This is a genomic window from Pseudomonas sp. B3(2017), from assembly GCF_002113595.1.
In the GTDB taxonomy this organism is placed as follows: domain Bacteria; phylum Pseudomonadota; class Gammaproteobacteria; order Pseudomonadales; family Pseudomonadaceae; genus Aquipseudomonas; species Aquipseudomonas ekonensis.
The window spans coordinates 186,693-204,471 of the sequence record NZ_NEIU01000001.1 but is presented as its reverse complement, the minus strand read 5'-3'; the positions used below and the strand labels follow the sequence as shown (position 1 = coordinate 204,471).

General features: G+C 64.8%; 14 protein-coding genes and 1 pseudogene. 9 read left to right on the top strand and 6 right to left on the bottom strand.

Annotated elements, in window-relative coordinates; genetic code table 11:
• Window positions 1-51: 51 nt before the first annotated feature.
• Window positions 52-1,269 carry a bifunctional glutamate N-acetyltransferase/amino-acid acetyltransferase ArgJ gene (argJ, locus tag CAG33_RS00780; protein ID WP_085580424.1) on the bottom strand — a complete coding sequence of 406 codons (1,218 nt, stop codon included), beginning with the start codon at window positions 1,267-1,269 and terminating at the stop codon, window positions 52-54.
• A gap of 122 nt (window positions 1,270-1,391) precedes the next feature.
• Window positions 1,392-4,130 (bottom strand): preprotein translocase subunit SecA, encoded by a 2,739-nt coding sequence (secA, locus tag CAG33_RS00775; protein WP_085580422.1) that lies wholly within the window; start codon window positions 4,128-4,130, stop codon window positions 1,392-1,394.
• Between the two features lie 320 nt (window positions 4,131-4,450).
• Here secA and CAG33_RS00770 point away from each other — a divergent pair, with 320 nt between their 5' ends.
• The gene (locus tag CAG33_RS00770; protein WP_085580420.1) at window positions 4,451-4,906 is read left to right on the top strand and encodes a DUF721 domain-containing protein; all 456 of its coding nucleotides are present in this window, start codon (window positions 4,451-4,453) and stop codon (window positions 4,904-4,906) included.
• Between the two features lie 30 nt (window positions 4,907-4,936).
• Here CAG33_RS00770 and CAG33_RS00765 read toward each other — a convergent pair whose 3' ends face one another.
• Window positions 4,937-6,424 (bottom strand): helicase HerA-like domain-containing protein, encoded by a 1,488-nt coding sequence (locus CAG33_RS00765; RefSeq protein ID WP_085580418.1) that lies wholly within the window; start codon window positions 6,422-6,424, stop codon window positions 4,937-4,939.
• Window positions 6,425-6,613: 189 nt separating this feature from the next.
• On the opposite strand from CAG33_RS00765, the pseudogene CAG33_RS28920 reads away from it, so the two are divergent.
• Window positions 6,614-7,645 (top strand): annotated as a pseudogene (locus tag CAG33_RS28920) (cache domain-containing protein); the annotation flags it as partial.
• A gap of 93 nt (window positions 7,646-7,738) precedes the next feature.
• Window positions 7,739-8,503, top strand: coding sequence for a methyl-accepting chemotaxis protein (locus CAG33_RS28915; RefSeq protein WP_371856095.1), 765 nt, complete (start codon window positions 7,739-7,741; stop codon window positions 8,501-8,503).
• Window positions 8,504-8,795: 292 nt separating this feature from the next.
• On the opposite strand, the gene CAG33_RS00755 is transcribed toward CAG33_RS28915, so the two are convergent.
• Both CAG33_RS00755 and purU read right to left on the bottom strand, forming a co-directional pair.
• Entirely contained in the window at window positions 8,796-8,987 is a 192-nt protein-coding gene (locus CAG33_RS00755) for a hypothetical protein (RefSeq protein WP_085580414.1), read from the bottom strand.
• A gap of 101 nt (window positions 8,988-9,088) precedes the next feature.
• On the bottom strand, window positions 9,089-9,937 hold the full coding sequence (gene purU / locus CAG33_RS00750; RefSeq protein ID WP_085580412.1) for a formyltetrahydrofolate deformylase: 849 nt from the start codon (window positions 9,935-9,937) through the stop codon (window positions 9,089-9,091).
• Between the two features lie 334 nt (window positions 9,938-10,271).
• Between purU and mvaT the strand changes: the two genes are divergently transcribed.
• Window positions 10,272-10,649 carry a histone-like nucleoid-structuring protein MvaT gene (mvaT, locus tag CAG33_RS00745; RefSeq protein WP_085580410.1) on the top strand — a complete coding sequence of 126 codons (378 nt, stop codon included), beginning with the start codon at window positions 10,272-10,274 and terminating at the stop codon, window positions 10,647-10,649.
• Window positions 10,650-10,749: 100 nt separating this feature from the next.
• Here the strand turns inward: mvaT and sbcB are convergent, their stop codons facing one another.
• Window positions 10,750-12,180 (bottom strand): exodeoxyribonuclease I, encoded by a 1,431-nt coding sequence (gene sbcB, locus CAG33_RS00740; RefSeq protein WP_085636602.1) that lies wholly within the window; start codon window positions 12,178-12,180, stop codon window positions 10,750-10,752.
• Window positions 12,181-12,362: 182 nt separating this feature from the next.
• On the opposite strand from sbcB, the gene CAG33_RS00735 reads away from it, so the two are divergent.
• Genes CAG33_RS00735 through CAG33_RS00715 form a run of 5 tightly spaced genes read left to right on the top strand, consistent with a single transcriptional unit; the run spans window position 12,363 to window position 17,751 of the window.
• On the top strand, window positions 12,363-13,088 hold the full coding sequence (locus CAG33_RS00735) for an RDD family protein (RefSeq protein WP_085636600.1): 726 nt from the start codon (window positions 12,363-12,365) through the stop codon (window positions 13,086-13,088).
• Window positions 13,085-14,062 carry a stage II sporulation protein M gene (locus tag CAG33_RS00730; RefSeq protein WP_085636598.1) on the top strand — a complete coding sequence of 326 codons (978 nt, stop codon included), beginning with the start codon at window positions 13,085-13,087 and terminating at the stop codon, window positions 14,060-14,062. The genes CAG33_RS00735 and CAG33_RS00730 overlap by 4 nt, the downstream gene beginning before the upstream one ends.
• Entirely contained in the window at window positions 14,049-15,593 is a 1,545-nt protein-coding gene (locus tag CAG33_RS00725) for a DUF4129 domain-containing protein (RefSeq protein ID WP_085636596.1), read from the top strand. Before CAG33_RS00730 ends, CAG33_RS00725 begins: the two co-directional genes overlap by 14 nt.
• Window positions 15,590-16,753 carry a DUF4350 domain-containing protein gene (locus tag CAG33_RS00720; protein ID WP_085629521.1) on the top strand — a complete coding sequence of 388 codons (1,164 nt, stop codon included), beginning with the start codon at window positions 15,590-15,592 and terminating at the stop codon, window positions 16,751-16,753. The genes CAG33_RS00725 and CAG33_RS00720 overlap by 4 nt, the downstream gene beginning before the upstream one ends.
• Entirely contained in the window at window positions 16,750-17,751 is a 1,002-nt protein-coding gene (locus tag CAG33_RS00715) for a MoxR family ATPase (RefSeq protein WP_085580396.1), read from the top strand. Before CAG33_RS00720 ends, CAG33_RS00715 begins: the two co-directional genes overlap by 4 nt.
• Window positions 17,752-17,779: the final 28 nt, after the last annotated feature.

The following is a 17,779-nucleotide window of genomic DNA, read 5'->3' as shown; positions in this document are numbered from 1 at the left end:
TGTCCGTTGCGAGAGCCAGCCTGCTGGCGATGGCCGCGACCCGGTTCCGAATCAGGTGCGGTATTCGGCGTTGATCTTCACGTACTCGTGGGACAGGTCGGTGGTCCAGATCGTTTCGCTGCAATCGCCGCGGCCCAGCTCGATGCGGATGGTGATCTCTTCACGCTGCATCACCGCCGCGCCTTGGGCTTCGGTGTAGGTCGCGGCACGGGCGCCGCGGCTGGCGATGCACACTTCGCCGAGGAACACGTCGATCTTGCTCACGTCCAGGTCCGGCACGCCGGCACGGCCCACGGCCGCCAGGATGCGGCCCCAGTTCGGGTCGGAGGCGAACAGCGCGGTCTTGATCAGCGGCGAGTGGGCGACGGTGTAGCCGACGTCCAGGCATTCCTGGTGGTTGCCGCCGCCGTTGACTTCGACGGTCACGAACTTGGTCGCGCCTTCGCCGTCGCGCACGATGGCCTGGGCCACGTCCATGCACACCTCGAACACCGCCTGCTTGAGCTTGGCGAACAGCTCGCCCTCGGCCCGGGTGATTTCCGGCAGCGCGGCCTTGCCGGTGGCGATCAGCATGCAGCAGTCGTTGGTCGAGGTGTCGCCGTCGATGGTGATGCGGTTGAACGACTTGTTGGCGCCGTCCAGCATCAGGTTCTGCAGCACGTCGCGGGAGACCTTGGCGTCGGTGGCGATGTAGCCGAGCATGGTCGCCATGTTCGGCCGGATCATGCCGGCGCCCTTGCTGATGCCGGTCACGGTGACGGTCACGCCGTCATGCCGGAACTGGCGGCTGGCGCCCTTGGGCAGGGTGTCGGTGGTCATGATGCCGGTGGCGGCGGCTTCCCAGTTGTTTTCCGACAGGTCGTCCAGGGCGGCCTGCAGCGCGCCTTCGATCTTCTCGACCGGCAGCGGCTCGCCGATCACGCCGGTGGAGTACGGCAGCACCAGGCTGGCGTCCACGCCGGTCAGTTCGGCCAGCTTGGCGCAGGTGCGCTCGGCGGCGGCCAGGCCCGGCTCGCCGGTGCCGGCGTTGGCGTTGCCGGTGTTGGTCAGCAGGTAACGCACCGGATTCTTCACGCGCTGCTTGGCCAGGATCACCGGCGCTGCGCAGAAAGCGTTCAACGTGAACACGCCGGCCACGGTGGAGCCTTCGGCACAGCGCATCACGACGACATCCTTGCGCCCCGGGCGCTTGATGCCGGCCGAGGCGATACCGAGTTCAAAACCGGCAACCGGGTGCAACGTTGGCAAAGGACCAAGACCAACAGCCATGAATGCGCTCCTCAATCAGTAATGTCAGCACCGCCACACGGAAAAGCGGCGGGATAAATGGCAAAACGCCGCGACGGCTGATGCCGGTCGCGGCGCGGGTATTTCAGCGATTGAAACGGGTTTTACTGGATCTGCCCGTGGCAATGCTTGAATTTCTTGCCCGAACCGCAATAGCACAGCTCGTTGCGGCCCAGTTTCTGCTCGTTGCGAACCGGCGCGGCGGCGAGGGCCACGTCGACCTCTTCACCCACTTCTTCCGGCTGCGCTTCCAGGCCGGGGGCCTCGGCGTGCTGGAACTGCATGCGGGCGGCCAGCGCTTCGGCTTCCTGGCGCAGACGGGCCTCTTCCTCGGCCGGGTCTTCGCGGCGCACCTGAACGTGCGACAGCACACGGATCGAGTCGCGCTTGATCGAATCCAGCAGTTCGGAGAACAGCGTGAAGGACTCGCGCTTGTACTCCTGCTTCGGGTTCTTCTGGGCATAGCCGCGCAGGTGGATGCCGTGGCGCAGGTGATCCATGGTCGACAGGTGGTCTTTCCACAGGTCGTCCAGCACCCGCAGCACGATCTGCTTCTCGAAGGAACGCAGGGCGTCGGCGCCGGCCTGGTCTTCCTTCTCGTTGTAGGCGGCGACCAGCTCGTTCAGCAGCTTCTCGCGCAGGGTCTCTTCGTACAGGTGATCGTCTTCGTCGAGCCATTTCTGGATCGGCAGCGATACGCCGAAGTCGCTCTGCAACGCGGCTTCCAGGCCGGCCACGTCCCACTGCTCCGGCAGCGACTGCGGCGGGATGTGGGCGCTGACGGTGGCGTTGAGCACGTCCTGGCGGAAGTCGGCGATGGTCTCACCGACGTTGTCGGCGGCCAGCAACGTGTTGCGCATGTGATAGATCACTTTACGCTGTTCGTTGTTGACGTCGTCGAACTCCAGCAGTTGCTTGCGGATGTCGAAGTTGCGGCCTTCGACCTTGCGCTGCGCCTTTTCGATGGCGTTGGTCACCATGCGGTGCTCGATCGCCTCGCCCGGCTGCATGCCCAGGGCCTTCATGAAGTTCTTCACCCGGTCGGAGGCGAAGATGCGCATCAGGCTGTCTTCCAGCGACAGGTAGAAGCGGCTGGAGCCGGCGTCGCCCTGACGGCCGGCACGGCCACGCAGCTGGTTGTCGATACGGCGGGATTCGTGACGTTCGGAGGCGATCACCTGCAGACCGCCCGCCTCCAGCACTTGCTGGTGACGCTTCTGCCAGTCGGCCTTGATCTGGGCGATCTGCTCAGGGGTCGGGTTTTCCAGCGAAGCGACTTCCACTTCCCAGTTGCCGCCCAACAGGATGTCGGTACCGCGACCGGCCATGTTGGTGGCGATGGTCAGCGCGCCCGGACGACCGGCCTGGGCGATGATTTCCGCTTCCTTCTCGTGGAACTTGGCGTTCAGCACCTTGTGCTCGATGCCTTCCTTCACCAGCAGGTTGGACATGTGCTCGGACGTTTCGATGGTGGCCGTACCGACCAGCACCGGACGGCCGGCCGCCATGCTTTCCTTGATGTCGTTGACGATCGCCGCGTATTTCTCTTCGGCGGTCAGGAACACCAGGTCGTTGTAGTCCTTACGGGCCAACGGCTTGTTGGTCGGAATCACGATCACCGGCAGGTTGTAGATCTGGTGGAACTCGAACGCTTCGGTGTCGGCCGTACCGGTCATGCCGGACAGTTTGGTGTACAGACGGAAGTAGTTCTGGAACGTGGTCGAGGCCAGGGTCTGGCTTTCGGCCTGGATGTTCAGGTTTTCCTTGGCTTCGATGGCCTGGTGCAGGCCCTCGGACAGACGGCGGCCCGGCATGGTGCGGCCGGTGTGCTCGTCGACCAGCACGACCTGGCCGTCCTGCACGATGTACTCGACGTTGCGGTGGAACAGCTTGTGCGCACGCAGGCCGGCGTAGACGTGGGTCAGCAGGCTCAGGTTGTGCGCCGAGTACAGGCTCTCGCCTTCGGCCAGCAGGCCGATGCTGGTCAGCTGGTCTTCGATGAACTGGTGGCCGGCCTCGTTGAGTTCGACCTGGCGGGTCTTCTCGTCAACGGTGTAGTGGCCTTCCTGGGTGACTTCGCCTTCGACCTCTTCGACGTGCAGCTTGAGTTTCGGGATCAGTTTGTTGATCTCGATGTACAGCTTGGAACTGTCCTCGGCCTGGCCGGAGATGATCAGCGGGGTACGGGCTTCGTCGATGAGGATGGAGTCGACTTCGTCGATCACGGCAAAGTTGAGTTCGCGCTGGAATTTCTCTTCCATGCTGAACGCCATGTTGTCGCGCAGGTAGTCGAACCCGAATTCGTTGTTGGTGCCGTAGGTGATGTCGGCGGCGTAGGCCAGACGCTTTTCCTCAGGCGGCTGGAACGGCGTGACGATACCGACGGTCAGGCCGAGGAACTCGTACAGCGGACGCATCCAGTTGGCGTCGCGGCGGGCCAGGTAGTCGTTCACCGTCACCACATGCACGCCCTTGCCGGACAGCGCGTTGAGGTAAACGCCCAGGGTGCCCACGAGGGTCTTGCCCTCACCAGTGCGCATTTCGGCGATCCGGCCTTCGTGCAGGGTCATGCCGCCGATCAGCTGAACGTCGAAGTGACGCATGCCCATGACGCGCTTGCCGGCTTCGCGGGCGACCGCGAACGCTTCGGGCAGCAGCTTGTCGAGGGTTTCCCCTTTGGCGATGCGGTCCTTGAACTCGGCAGTCTTGGCGCGCAGTTGATCGTCCGAAAGGGCGACCATCTTCTCTTCGAAGGCATTGACGAGTTGCACCGTCTTGAGCATGCGTTTGACTTCACGCTCGTTCTTGCTTCCAAAAAGTTTCTTTAACAAAGGCGCAAACATATCGGCAGGATCTTCCACACTAAAGGGATGGAGGGCGGCCCCGTGAGTCGCCCGTGCAGCCCTCATGGCCGCATGCGAACGAGCATTCTACCCGGAAACGGTGGTGAGGAAAGTGGCGATGTTCCACGATGCTGGCACTGCGCTTTGACGGGGCTCACTTAAAATAGGGGCGTTTTGCTCGACTTCAAGCCGTACGGCACTTAAGTCAGTCGGTGATTTAAGGGGCAAAGCAGAGGCAAAAGCAATGGGGCGAGTGCGTGAGCCGCTTCCTGACAACCTTCCTGCTAACATAGTGCCCCCGTCAATTTCGGTGTTCGATCATGGCATTTCGCCCGCACACAGCCAAGGCACCCGCTGTCCTGCTTCGCGAAGCCAGGCCGCTGAAGGCCATCCTCAACCACGCCCAACGCCTGGGGCACCTGCAGCGCCTGCTCGAAACCCAGTTGCAGCCCGCCGCCCGCGAGCACTGCCATGTGGCCAAGTGGCGTGAAGGGGATTTGTTGCTGATTGTCACCGACGGCCACTGGGCGACCCGCCTGCGCTATCAGCAAAAACGCCTGCAACGGCAATTGCAGATGTTCGACGAGTTCGCCGGGCTGACGCGGATTCTGTTCAAGGTGCAACCACCGACCGTCCAGCGCGGGCCGAGCGAACACAGCGTCGACCTGTCGACGGATGCGGCGGCGACCCTTCAGTCCACCGCCGAGGGGATCAGCGACCCGAACCTGCGGGCGGCGCTGGAGCGGCTGGCGGCACACGCCAAGACCAAAGGCTGACCGCCGACCTGCTGGCGATGGCGGCGCCGGTCAGCGCCGCTTGCTGCCCCCCAGCAAAGAGCCCATCAAGCCGCGCACCAATTGCTTGCCCAACTGGTTCGCCGCCTGTCGCATCGCCGATTTCAGCGCCTGACCCGCCGCCGTGCCGAGGAATTCCCCGGCGCGGTCGGCCAGGCTCGGTTCCTCTGCCGCCGGTTTGCCCGGCGCCGCTTCGGCCTCCGGCGCCAGCCCCTTGCGGCCCATCAGGATCTCGTAGGCCGACTCGCGGTCGATGGGCTTGTCGTAACGCCCCTTGAACGGCGATCCGCCGATCAGCACGGTGCGTTCGGTCTCGGTCAATGGCCCGATCCGCGATTGCGGCGGCGCCACCAGCACGCGCTGCACCGTCTCCGGGGTGCCTTTTTCCTGCAAGGTGCCGACCAGCGCTTCGCCGATGCCAAGCTCGGTCAGCACCGTCAGGGTGTCGAACGCAGGATTGGGCCGGAAGCCGTCCGCCACCGCCCGCAGGGACTTCTGTTCCTTGGCGGTGAAGGCCCGCAGGCCGTGCTGGATGCGCAGGCCCAACTGCGCCAGCACATCGTCCGGCAGGTCGCCCGGCGACTGGGTGACGAAATACACCCCCACGCCCTTGGAGCGGATCAGCCGCACCACCTGCTCCAGCCGATCCTGCAAGGCCTTGGGCGTATCGGTGAACAGCAAATGGGCCTCGTCGAAGAACAGCGCCAGCAGCGGCTTGTCGGCGTCGCCGCGCTCGGGCAACTGCTCGAACAACTCGGCCAGCAGCCACAGCAGGAAGGTCGCGTACACCTTCGGCGCCTCGTGCACCAGGCGGCTGGCGTCGAGCAGATGAATGCGCCCGCGCCCGTCGGCCGCCGGCTGCAGGATGTCTTCGAGCTGCAGCGCCGGCTCGCCGAACAGCGCTTCGGCGCCCTGCTGCTCCAGCGTCGCCAGACGCCGCAGCAGCGCTTGACTCGAGCCGGTGGTGAACAGTGCCGCATCCTCGCCCAACAGTTGCGGGTTGTCCTTGAGGTGGTTGAGCAGCGCCTTCAGGTCTTTCAGATCCAGCAACAGCAGCCCTTCGCGATCCGCCACCTTGAACGCCGCGTACAACGCCGACTGCTGGCTGTCGGTGAGTTCCAGCAGGCTGCCGATCAGCAGCGGGCCCATTTCGCTCAAGGTGGTGCGCAACGGATGACCGGACTGACCGTGGATGTCCCACAGCGTCACCGGATAGGCCTGAGGGGTGTGGTTCAGCCACGGCATGCCGGCGATGCGCTCGGCGACCTTGCCCTGAGGATTGCCGGCGGCCCCGAGGCCGCACAGGTCACCCTTGACGTCGGCGGCGAACACCGCGACCCCGGCGTCGCTGAACGCTTCGGCCAGGCGCTGCAAGGTGACGGTCTTGCCGGTGCCGGTGGCGCCGGCCACCAGGCCGTGGCGGTTGGCCAGGCGCATGGCCTGGGCGATCGGTTGCCCGGCGAGATCGGCGCCGATTACGAGTTGCAGAGAGTCAGGCATTTTGTCACCTAATGGTTAATCTTTGATTCTGCATGGCCGATACATAAAGGCGAGAGACCCAGCCACAAGCTTGGTCTGACATTTCCCTAAGGAGAGACGGAAATATCAGCTTACTTTCACCCTTGCCCATTCTGCGCGCTTCCATAAAAGCACGTCCTGGACATTAAGACCTTAGCGGAACCCCAAGCCATGAACAAAAACCTGCGCTTCAGCCATAAAATCCTGCTTGCCGCCGCCCTCATCGTCATCGCCGCCTTCGCCTCGTTCACGCTGTACAACGACTGGCTGCAACGCAACGCGATCCGCGAGGACCTGAACAACTACCTCAACGAGATGGGCGAGGTCACCGCCGGCAACATCCAGACCTGGCTCAACGGCCGCATCCTGCTGATCGAGAACGCCGCCCAGAACATCGCCATCAACTCGGAACCTTCGACGGTCGCCGGTCTGCTGGAACAGAAAGCCCTGACGTCGACGTTCATGGCTTCCTACCTGGGCGATGCCACCGGCCACTTCACCATCCGCCCGGACGCCAAGATGCCGGACGGCTTCGACCCCCGCGTCCGCCCCTGGTACAAGGGCGCCGAGGGCAGCAGCACCTCGACCCTGACCGAACCCTACATCGACGCGGCCACCGGCCAGTTGATCATTTCCATCGCCACGGCCTCGAAAAAGGCCGGTCAGAGCGTGGGCGTGGTCGGCGGCGACCTGAGCCTGCAAACCCTGATCGACACCCTCGCCGCCCGTGACTTCGACGGCATGGGCTATGTGTTCCTGGTCAGCGCCGACGGCAAGATCCTGGTGCACCCGGACAAGGCCCTGGTGATGAAATCGCTCAAGGAAGCCTACCCGCAGGACACCCCGCGCATCAGCAGCGACTTCAGCGAAGTCACCGTCGACGGCAAGACCCGCATCGTCACCTTCACCCCGATCAAGGGCCTGCCGTCGGTGAACTGGTACATCGGCCTGTCGGTGGACAAGGACAAGGCGTTCTCGATGCTCAGCCAGTTCCGCACCTCGGCCGTGATCGCGACCGTGATCGCGGTGGCAATCATCATCGCCCTGCTCGGCATGCTGATCCGCATCCTGATCCAGCCGCTGCACGTCATGACCCGCGCCATGGAAGACATCGCCGACGGCGAAGGCGACCTGACCAAGCGCCTGACCATCCAGAACCAGGACGAGTTCGGCGTGCTCGGCACCGCGTTCAACCGTTTCGTGGAGCGCATCCACGGTTCGATCCGCGAAGTGTCCTCGGCCACCGGCCAAGTCAACGAAGTCGCCCTGCGGGTGGTCGCAGCGTCCAACTCGTCGATGTACAACTCCGACCAGCAGGCCTCGCGCACCAACAGCGTGGCCGCCGCGATCAACCAGCTCGGCGCCGCCGCCCAGGAAATCGCCCGCAACGCCGCGCAAGCCTCGACCCAGGCCAGCGACGCGCGCAACCTGGCCGAAGACGGTCAGCAGGTGGTGGACCGCAGCATCAAGGCGATGAACCAATTGTCGAGCATGCTCAGCGCGTCGAGCACCAATATCGAATCGCTCAACAGCAAGACCGTGAACATCGGCCAGATCCTGGAAGTGATCACCAGCATTTCCCAGCAGACCAACCTGCTGGCGCTCAACGCCGCCATCGAAGCGGCCCGTGCCGGCGAGGCGGGCCGCGGCTTCGCCGTGGTGGCCGACGAAGTGCGCAACCTGGCGCACCGCACCCAGGAGTCGGCGCAACAGGTGCAGACCATGATCGAGGAGCTGCAGGTCGGCGCCCGGGAATCCGTCAGCACCATGAGCGACAGCCAGCGCCACAGTCAGGACAGCGTGGAGATCGCCAACCAGGCCGGCGAACGCCTGAGCAGCGTGACCCAGCGCATCGGCGAGATCGACGGCATGAACCAGTCGGTGGCCACCGCGACCGAAGAGCAGACCGCCGTGGTGGAGTCGATCAACGTCGACATCACCGAGATCAACACGTTGAACCAGGAAGGCGTGGAAAACCTGCAGGCCACTCTGCGCGCCTGCTCGGACCTCGAGCAGCAGGCGGCGCGGCTCAAGCATCTGGTGGGCACCTTCCGGATCTGAGGCGCCTTCACCGGCCTGCTCGCGATCGCGGCGGCATTGCCGGCCCCGATGGGGGCTGGTTTGCCGTCATCGCCAGCAGGCTGGCTCCCACAGGTTTTTGCGGCGGACACAGAATCCGCAAACGCCGCAAAAACCTGTGGGAGCTGGCTTGCCAGCGATGAGGCCGCAACAACCGACATCTTTGGCGACTGATCCAACGCTCCCACTAAAGCGGTGGGAGCCAGCCTGCTGGCGATGGCGTCAGCCCAAACACCGCCAGTCAGGTGAGGGTGCAACGCAAACCACTGCGGCGCTAACGCTCCACCGACTCCCCCTCAGGCTCGTCGTTCTCCTCCTGATCCTTGAGCCGCTCCCACAGCTCAGCCGCGCCGGGAAACTCCGTCCCGTCCTCAGGGCCCATGTCATCCGGGTCGTAGCGGGCCAGACACCCCTCCCCCAACGTCGCAGGCGCTTTTGAAGTGGCTTTGTCCAGTGGATCGCTCATGGCATCTCCTCGGGGTTCGAACGGATTCTGCGGATAAAAAAAGGGCCTGGACGATTGAACGCCCAAGCCCTTGCTTTTTCAACCGACGCCTTTGGGGCCGGTCAGAACACCACGGTCTTGTTGCCGTGCACCAGCACGCGGTCTTCCAGGTGATAGCGCAGGCCGCGGGCCAGCACCATCTTCTCGACGTCACGGCCGAAACGCACCATGTCCTCGATGCTGTCGCTGTGGCTGACGCGCACCACGTCCTGCTCGATGATCGGGCCGGCGTCCAGCTCTTCGGTCACGTAGTGGCAGGTTGCGCCGATCAGCTTCACGCCACGCAGCGAAGCCTGGTGGTATGGCTTGGCGCCGACGAACGACGGCAGGAAGCTGTGGTGGATGTTGATGACCTTCTGCGCGTACTCGCTGCACAGTTCCGGCGGCAGGATCTGCATGTAGCGCGCCAGCACCACGACGTCGGCTTCGTGCTGGCGAACCAGGCGCGAGACTTCGGCGAAGGCCGGCTGCTTGTCCTGCGGGTTCACCGGCACGTGGTAGTAAGGGATGCCGTGCCACTCGACCATGCTGCGCAGGTCGTCGTGGTTGGAGATCACGCAGGCGATCTCGCAGTCCAGCTCATCGCTGTGCCAGCGGTGCAGCAGGTCGGCCAGGCAGTGGGACTCGCGGCTGGCCATCAGCACTACGCGCTTTTTCTGCTCGGTGTCGGTGATGCGCCAGTCCATCGAGAACTCTTCGGCGATCGGCGCGAACTTCTCGCGCAGGGTTTCGATGCCGAACGGCAGGGAGTCGGCACGGATTTCGTGACGCATGAAGAACCAGCCGACCTGATTGTCCGAGTGGTGGCTCGCTTCGGTGATCCAGCCGTTGTGGGACGCCAGAAAGTTACTGACTTTGGCAACGATGCCAACGCGGTCCGGGCAGGAAATCACCAACCGAAAGGTGCGCATGAGGGGGAAACTCCAGAACTTCGCAAAGGCGGCCATTCTAGCGACTGTGCGCAAAAACTGCAGTATTGATGACCGCCCGGTCCGTTTCCGGGGCGGACGGGACGCTCGCCACCGCCTGCCGTCAGGGGCGCAGGCGCAAAAGCCATGGGCGAACGGACGACCGTGAATATCGCTGAAGACTGCATCACATTATTTAACCGAATATTCAATTCAGGCCTTTTCATCGAAACTAATTCAAATAAATGACCCGGTTAAATGTTTACTTGATGAAACAGCCTGACTATTATTGCGGCACTGTCCCTGCCACCCAGCACTCCTACATAAGGTAGTAACCATGTCCTTGATCAACGAATACCGCGCCACCGAAGAAGCCATCAAAGAGCTGCAAGCCCGTCTGCAGAACCTGTCGCAAGACGACAAACTGCAAAAAGAACTGGAATTCGAAGGCAAACTGCGCGCCCTGATGGGCGAGTACTCCAAGTCCCTGCGCGACATCATCGCGCTGCTGGATCCAGAGTCCAAAACCAAGGCCCCACGCGGCGGCGCAGTCAAAACTACCGGCACCAAGCGTGCACGCAAAGTTAAACAATACAAGAACCCGCACAACGGTGAAGTCATCGAAACCAAAGGCGGCAACCACAAGACTCTGAAAGAGTGGAAAGCCAAGTGGGGCGGTGACGTGGTCGAGAGCTGGTCCACCCTGCTGGGCTAAGCTGCAACCCCCGTCGCAGACACGTCCGCGACACACGAAGAAACGCCAGCATCCGCTGGCGTTTTTTTATGCCTTCAATTTTATGGGGACTTGTCCGGATTCACAGGTTCAAACGTTTGCGCAACACCTGGACATAATCCTGCCATTGCGCGAGCACCGCACTTTGCTCAGGCGTCGCACTAAGCGCCCATTGCCCCATGGCTTCGGCAAATGATGTCAGGGTATTGGGAGCCCCCCACTCGCTGTCCGACAACCGCTGCCGGCAGAAATCCGTCCAGCGTTGTTGTTCTTCGGAATTCAACGTCTGCGCAAAGTTGCGCGCTCGATATCGAAACAACAACTCCGGCAGACGTTCATCATCGAAAGGCCATTGTTCCTGCGCCAATTGCGCAGGATCCGCCGCCCTCACTTGTTCACACAGACGCCGATCCCGGTCGCCGATAAATCCGTCGTACAACTGTTGTTCCGGATCTTCGCTCGGGGTGAATTCCTCACTGGCGTAAATGGCCGGGATCTTATCTTTCCAAACTTGCTGTGCGTCACTTAGCCGCAAGGCACGGGCCTGATACAACGCCATGTCCAGGCCAAGCCGTTGTTGATCCTGGGCACGCAATACCGACATCGGCGCCACCACCGGACAGCGGTTGATGTGGATCTGCTTGAGCGGCACCGGCAGTTCGCCTTCGGCCAGGTCTTCGCGCCGGGTGTACAGGCGCCGGCGCAGGGTGTCGGCATCCAGATCCAGCAACCCCTGCGGATCGAGGTGCAGGTCGCAGACGATCAGCGCGTTGCGGTTGCGCGGATGCCAGGCCAACGGCAACACCACGCCCACATAATGCCGCGCCGCCGAGAAGCGACCGGAAATGTGCACCATCGGCTGCATCAGGCGGATCTGATCCATGACCTTCTGTTTGCTGCGCAGTTGAAACAGCCAGTCATACAGTTTCGGCTGCTTCTCGCGGATCAGCCGCGCCAGGGCGATGGTGGCGCGCACGTCCGACAGCGCTTCGTGGGCATGACCGTGATCGATGCCATTGGCGGCGGTCAGGCGTTCGAGCTTGAGCGTCACCCGCCCTTCGTCGTCGGTGGGCCATTCCAGGCCGTCAGGACGCAAGGCATAGGCGGCGCGCACCACGTCGATCAGGTCCCAGCGGCTGTTGCCGCCCTGCCATTCCCGGGCATAGGGATCGAAGAAGTTGCGGTACAGGCTGTAACGGGTCATTTCATCGTCGAAGCGCAAAGTGTTGTAGCCCGCGCCGCAGGTGCCGGGCGCCGCCAGTTGCGCATGCACCCGGGTCATGAAGTCGGCTTCGCTCAGGCCGTCGCTGGCCAGGCGGCCGGGCGTGATGCCGGTGATCGCGCACGCCGCCGGATGCGGCAGGATGTCGTCGCTGGGCCGGCAATAGAGATTGACCGGCTCGCCGATCTCGTTGAGCGCGTGGTCGGTGCGGATGCCGGCCACCTGCAGCGGGCGGTCGCTGCGCGGGTTGATGCCGGTGGTCTCGTAGTCGTACCAGAAGATGGAAGTCACGGGGTGTTCCTGAACTGAAGATCGGCGAAGTCTAGGCGCTCGAACGCCGTCACGACCAGCGCGGCATCATTCAGGCACATTTCGCGGCGCGGTGTGCAATACATAGTTATGTCGTTTTCCCCCAAGAGGCTGCTAGCATCGGACGCACTCGTATCCCCATCCGGCGACATCTCAGGTAGCCCATGTTCGAGCCTTCAGCACCGCCAAGGAAAGCACCGCTGGTTACGCCGCAGGACACCCGGCATCAGGTCGAGACGCCGGAAGGCATCGACCTGCCTTTGCGCCCGGCAGGGCTGCCGGTGCGCGCGGTGGCATTCGCCATCGACCTGGCCCTGCGGGGAGCGGCGCTCGGCGTCCTGTTCATGGCGCTGGCGGCATTGGGCAGGCTCGGCATGGGCCTGGGCTCGCTCCTGCTGTTCGGGGTGAGCTGGTGGTACATGGTGCTGTTCGAGGTGCTGCGCCAGGGCCGGTCGCCGGGCAAGCAGTGGATGGGCCTGCGGGTGGTGCACGACGACGGCACGCCGGTCGGCTGGTCGGCCTCGCTGCTGCGCAACCTGCTGCGCGTCGTCGACCTGATGCCGTTCGGCTACTTCCTCGGCGCCCTCAGTTGCCTGCAGCACCCGACCTTCAAACGCCTGGGCGACATCGCCGCCGGCACGCTGGTGGTCTACGGCGAAACCCCGCCCCGACCTCCGTCATTGCCTGAGGCTGTTCCCCGCCTGTGTCCGGTGCCCCTCACCTTGAGCGAGCAACGCGCCCTGCTCGGTTTCGCCGAACGCCAAAGCGAGCTGTCGCCGGCACGGGTCAACGAACTCGCCGCCCTGCTCGCCCAGCCGCTGCACATCAGCGCACCGAAGGCGGTCGGCGAGCTCAACGGCATCGCCCGCGGCCTGCTGGGCCCGACATGAAGCAGAACCTCTTCGAAAACCGCCACAAGGCCGAATGGGAGCGTTTCGCGCTGACGCTCGAACGCCTGGAGCGAGGCAAGGACACGTCGCAGGTGGCCGGTTTCCCCAAGGCCTACCGCCGGCTCTGCCAGCACCTGGCCCTGGCTCAGGAGCGGGGCTACAGCAGTTTCCTGATCGACTCGCTGCAGCAGCAGGCGCTGCGCGGTCATCAGCAGTTGTACCGTCAGCGCAGCCGGGCCGGCGCCGGTCTGGCGGGGTTCGTCCTTGCCGGGTTTCCCCGCACTGTGCGCGATGAATGGCGGTTCGTGCTGACCGCCGCCCTGCTGTTCTTCGCCAGCCTGATCGGCTTCGGTGTGCTGGTGCGGCTGTTCCCTGACCTGGCGTACGCCCTGATTCCCGCCGACCAGGTGCGCGAAGTGCAAAGCATGTACGACCCGGCCGCCGGTCATCTCGGGCGGCCGACCGAACGGGCGGCCAGCGAAGACTGGGTGATGTTCGGCTATTACGTCATGCACAACATCGGCATCGCCTTCCAGACCTTCGCCAGCGGGCTGCTGCTCGGGCTGGGCAGCGTTTTCTACCTGGTCTACAACGGCCTGTTCATCGGTGCGGTGGCCGGGCACCTGAGCGCCATCGGTTTCGGCCAGCCGTTCTGGTCGTTCGTGATCGGCCACGGCGCCTTCGAGCTCACGGCCATCGCCCTGTCCGGGGCGGCGGGGCTGAAGCTGGGCTGGGCCTTGGTCGCCCCCGGGCGCCTGACCCGCGGCGAAGCGCTCAGGCACGCGGCGCGCCAAAGCGTGTCGCTGGTGTGCGGGGTCATGCTGTTCCTGCTGATCGCGGCCTTCATCGAGGCCTACTGGTCCTCGCGCGCCACCGTGGCGCCGCTGACCAAGTACGGGGTCGGCGCAGGGCTTTGGGCCTTGGTGGCCGCCTATCTGCTGTTTGCCGGAAAGGCCCGCCATGCGCCTGAGTGACGCCACCGTGGCGATCCGTCCGCGCTCGACCTGGGAAGCCATGGATCTGGGCGTGCTGATGAGCCAGCGGCACCGGCGCCTGCTGATGACCAGTTGGGCCCTCGTCACCTTGCCGTTGTTCGCCCTGCTGAGCCTGTCGCTGTGGCGTTCGCCGTCGCTGGCCCTGTTCATCTTCTGGTGGCTGAAGCCGGCCTACGAACGCTTGCCGCTGTATATCCTCTCCAGGGCCCTGTTCGGTGAAACGCCGACCCTGAGACAGACGCTGCGGGAATGGCCGCGCCTGCTCAAGCCGCAGTTGCTCGCCAGCCTGACCTGGCGCCGCCTGAGCCTGAGCCGCAGCTTCCTGCTGCCGGTGGTGCAGCTCGAAGGCCTGTCCGGCAGCGCGCGCCAGCAGCGTCTGCGGGTGCTGCTGCAACGCAATGCCGGGGCGGCGCAGTGGCTGACGATCATCGGCGTCCATCTCGAAACGGCGCTGTGGATCGGTCTGATGGTGCTGTTCTACCTGCTGCTGCCGCAACAAATAGAAACCGATTGGGACTGGCAGAGCCTGATCCTGGCCGCCGATCAGGACTGGCTTTGGCTGGAACACCTGACCAACGCCTTCTACGCCTTGGTGCTGGTGGTATGGGAGCCGGTCTACGTGGCCTGCGGCTTCAGCCTTTACCTGAACCGGCGCACCGTGCTGGAGGCCTGGGACATCGAACTGGTGTTCCGCCGCCTGCGCCAGCGCCTGAGCGGCGTCGCGCCGGTCCTGCTGCTGGCGTTCGCCTTGCTGTGGTCCGCCCCGCCGACCGCCTGGGCGGCGGAACCGGTCGACGCCCCGCAGGCGCCGCGCCTGCTGCACCAACCCCTCACCAGCCAGGCCTCCCGCGACGACATCAAGGCATTGCTGGAGCAACCGCCGTTCAAGAACCCGGAAACCGTCACCCGCTACCGCTTCGGCGACGATCCCGAACAGTCAGAGAAAACCCACGAAGGCGGCGTGCCGCAATGGCTGGAAACGCTGTTCGACTGGCTCGACAGCCGGCATTTTGACGGCCTTGCGCAATTGATCGAAGTGCTGTTGTGGGGCGCCTTGTCGGCCGCGCTCGGCTGGCTGATCTGGCGCTACCGCGATTGGCTGCAGGCATTCGCCGGCCGTCGTCCGAAGAGGCCGTCACGCCCGCACCGCCCCGCGCCGCAGCAGGCCTTCGGCCTCGACCTGAACCGGGAAACGCTGCCCGACGACATCGCCACCAGCGCCGAACAGCTCTGGGCCAGCCAACCCCGGGCGGCGTTGGGCCTGCTCTACCGGGCGCTGCTCAGCCATCTGCTGCACGACTTCGGCCTGACGCTCAAACCCGCCGACACCGAACACCAGGTGCTGGCGCAGATCGAGCGGTTGCAGCGCCCGGAACTGCTTGCGTTCAGCCGCAGCCTGACCGGGCACTGGCAGAACATGGCCTACGGGCACCGGTTGCCCGCCGCGCACCTGCAACAGGAACTGTGCGACGGCTGGCGCACCCTGTTCGGCCCGGGAGCGGCGCATTGAACCGGCTCGCGGTCAGGCTGGCCGCTGCCTTGGCCGTCGCCCTGCTGGGCGCGCTGTGCCTCTTGCTGTACCTCAAGGCCGAACCCTACCAGAGCGTGATCGACCACGGCCCCTCTCCCGCCGCGCAGGCCAATCCTTACCTGGCGGCGGAGCTGTTCCTGCGCGGGCGCGGCCTGTCCGTCACCCATGCCGAAAGCCTGGATGCGTTGCCCGGCATCGACCCGCGCCGGCACACACTGCTGCTGTTCGGCGACCGTTCGAACATGACGCCGCGCCAGGTCGAGCAAACGCTCAACTGGGCCCGTGCCGGCGGACGGCTGGTGTTCGTCGCCGAATCGCTGTGGGACGAACGCAGCGGCCAAAGCAACGACCTGTTGCTCGACCGTGTGCAGCTTCACCAGTCGCTGAGCAAGGATCTCAAGGAGCCTGCGCCGGACGCGGCGGACGATCCCTACCCCAATTTGACCAAGCTGTACCTGGAAGACGAAGACGCCCCGGCCTACGTCGGCTTCGACACCGACTTTCACCTTGAAGACCCGAAGAACCTGGCCCAGGCCTGGGCCAACAGCGGCAGGGCCACCCACATGATGCAACTGCCCTACGGCGTCGGCACGATCACCGTGGTCACCGATGCCGAACTCTGGAAGACCCCGGACATCGCCCGGCACGACAACGCCTGGCTGCTCTGGTACCTGAGCGCCGACACCTCGGTGACCCTGCTGTTCAACACGGCCCGCGACGGCCTGCCGACCCTGCTCTGGCGCCACTTTCCGCAAGCCATCGTGGCCCTGACGGCCCTGATCCTCTTGTGGCTGTGGCACGCCGGCGTCCGTCACGGGCCGGTCGTTGCGCCCGCCCCCGGCGGACGCCGGCAATTGCAGGAGCATCTGCGCGCCAGCGCCGGTTTCATCCTGCGCCACAACGGGCAGCGGACATTGCTGCAAGCCCTGCAGCAGGATGTGCTGCGCCGGGCCCGACGGCGCCATCCGGGCTTCGATCAATTGAACGTGGCCGAGCAATGGCTGGCGCTGTCGCGCCTGACCCGGCAGCCGACCCGCGCCATCAGCCAGGCCCTGAGCCCGGTGCGCAAGCAGCGCCTGTCCGGCGCCGAATTCAGCCGGCAGGTCGCCCACCTGCAATCCTTGAGGAACGCCCTATGAACGAACAGACCGAGCCCGGCGCCGCCAGCCATGCCGCCCAGCAACGCCAGCGGGCCACCCAGTTGGCCCAGGCGGTGCGCAACGAACTGCAGAAGGCCCTGATCGGCCAGGACAGCGTGATCGACGACGTGCTTACCGCCCTGATCGCCGGCGGCCACGTCTTGCTCGAAGGCGTGCCGGGGCTCGGCAAGACCCTGCTGGTCCGGGCCCTGGCCAAGACGTTCGGCGGCGAGTTCGCGCGCATCCAGTTCACCCCGGACCTGATGCCCAGCGACGTCACCGGTCACGCGGTGTACGACCTGCAGACCGAACAGTTCAAGCTGCGCAAGGGGCCGCTGTTCACTCACCTGCTGCTGGCCGACGAGATCAACCGTGCGCCGGCCAAGACCCAGGCCGCCCTGCTGGAGGCCATGCAGGAGCGCCAGGTCACCCTCGAAGGGCGGGCCCTGCCCATCGCGCAACCGTTTATGGTGCTGGCCACCCAGAACCCGATCGAGCAGGAAGGCACCTACCCGCTGCCCGAAGCCGAACTCGACCGGTTCATGCTCAAGGTGCGCATGGACTACCCAGACGCCGACCAGGAACTGGACATGGTGCGACAGGTCACCCGCTCCAGCCGTGCCGACATGCTCGACGTGCAGCCGCTGCGCACGGTGCTGCAGGCCAAGGACGTCCAGGCCCTGCAACGCATCGCCAGCGACCTGCCGCTGGACGACCAGGTGCTCGACTATGCCGTGCGCCTGGCCCGCAGCACCCGCAGCTGGCCGGGCCTGAGCCTCGGCGCCGGCCCCCGGGCCTCCATTGCGCTGGTGCGCTGCGCCCGGGCCCGTGCCGTCCTGCGCGGCGCCGAGTTCGTGATCCCGGATGACATCAAGGGCTGTGCGCTGGCGGTGCTGCGCCATCGGGTGCGCATCACCCCGGAGCTGGACATCGAAGGACTGCAAGTGGATCAGGTGCTCCAGCAACTGCTCGACCAAGTGCCGGCGCCGCGCCAATGACGCCGCCCCTCACCACACGGGGGAGGCA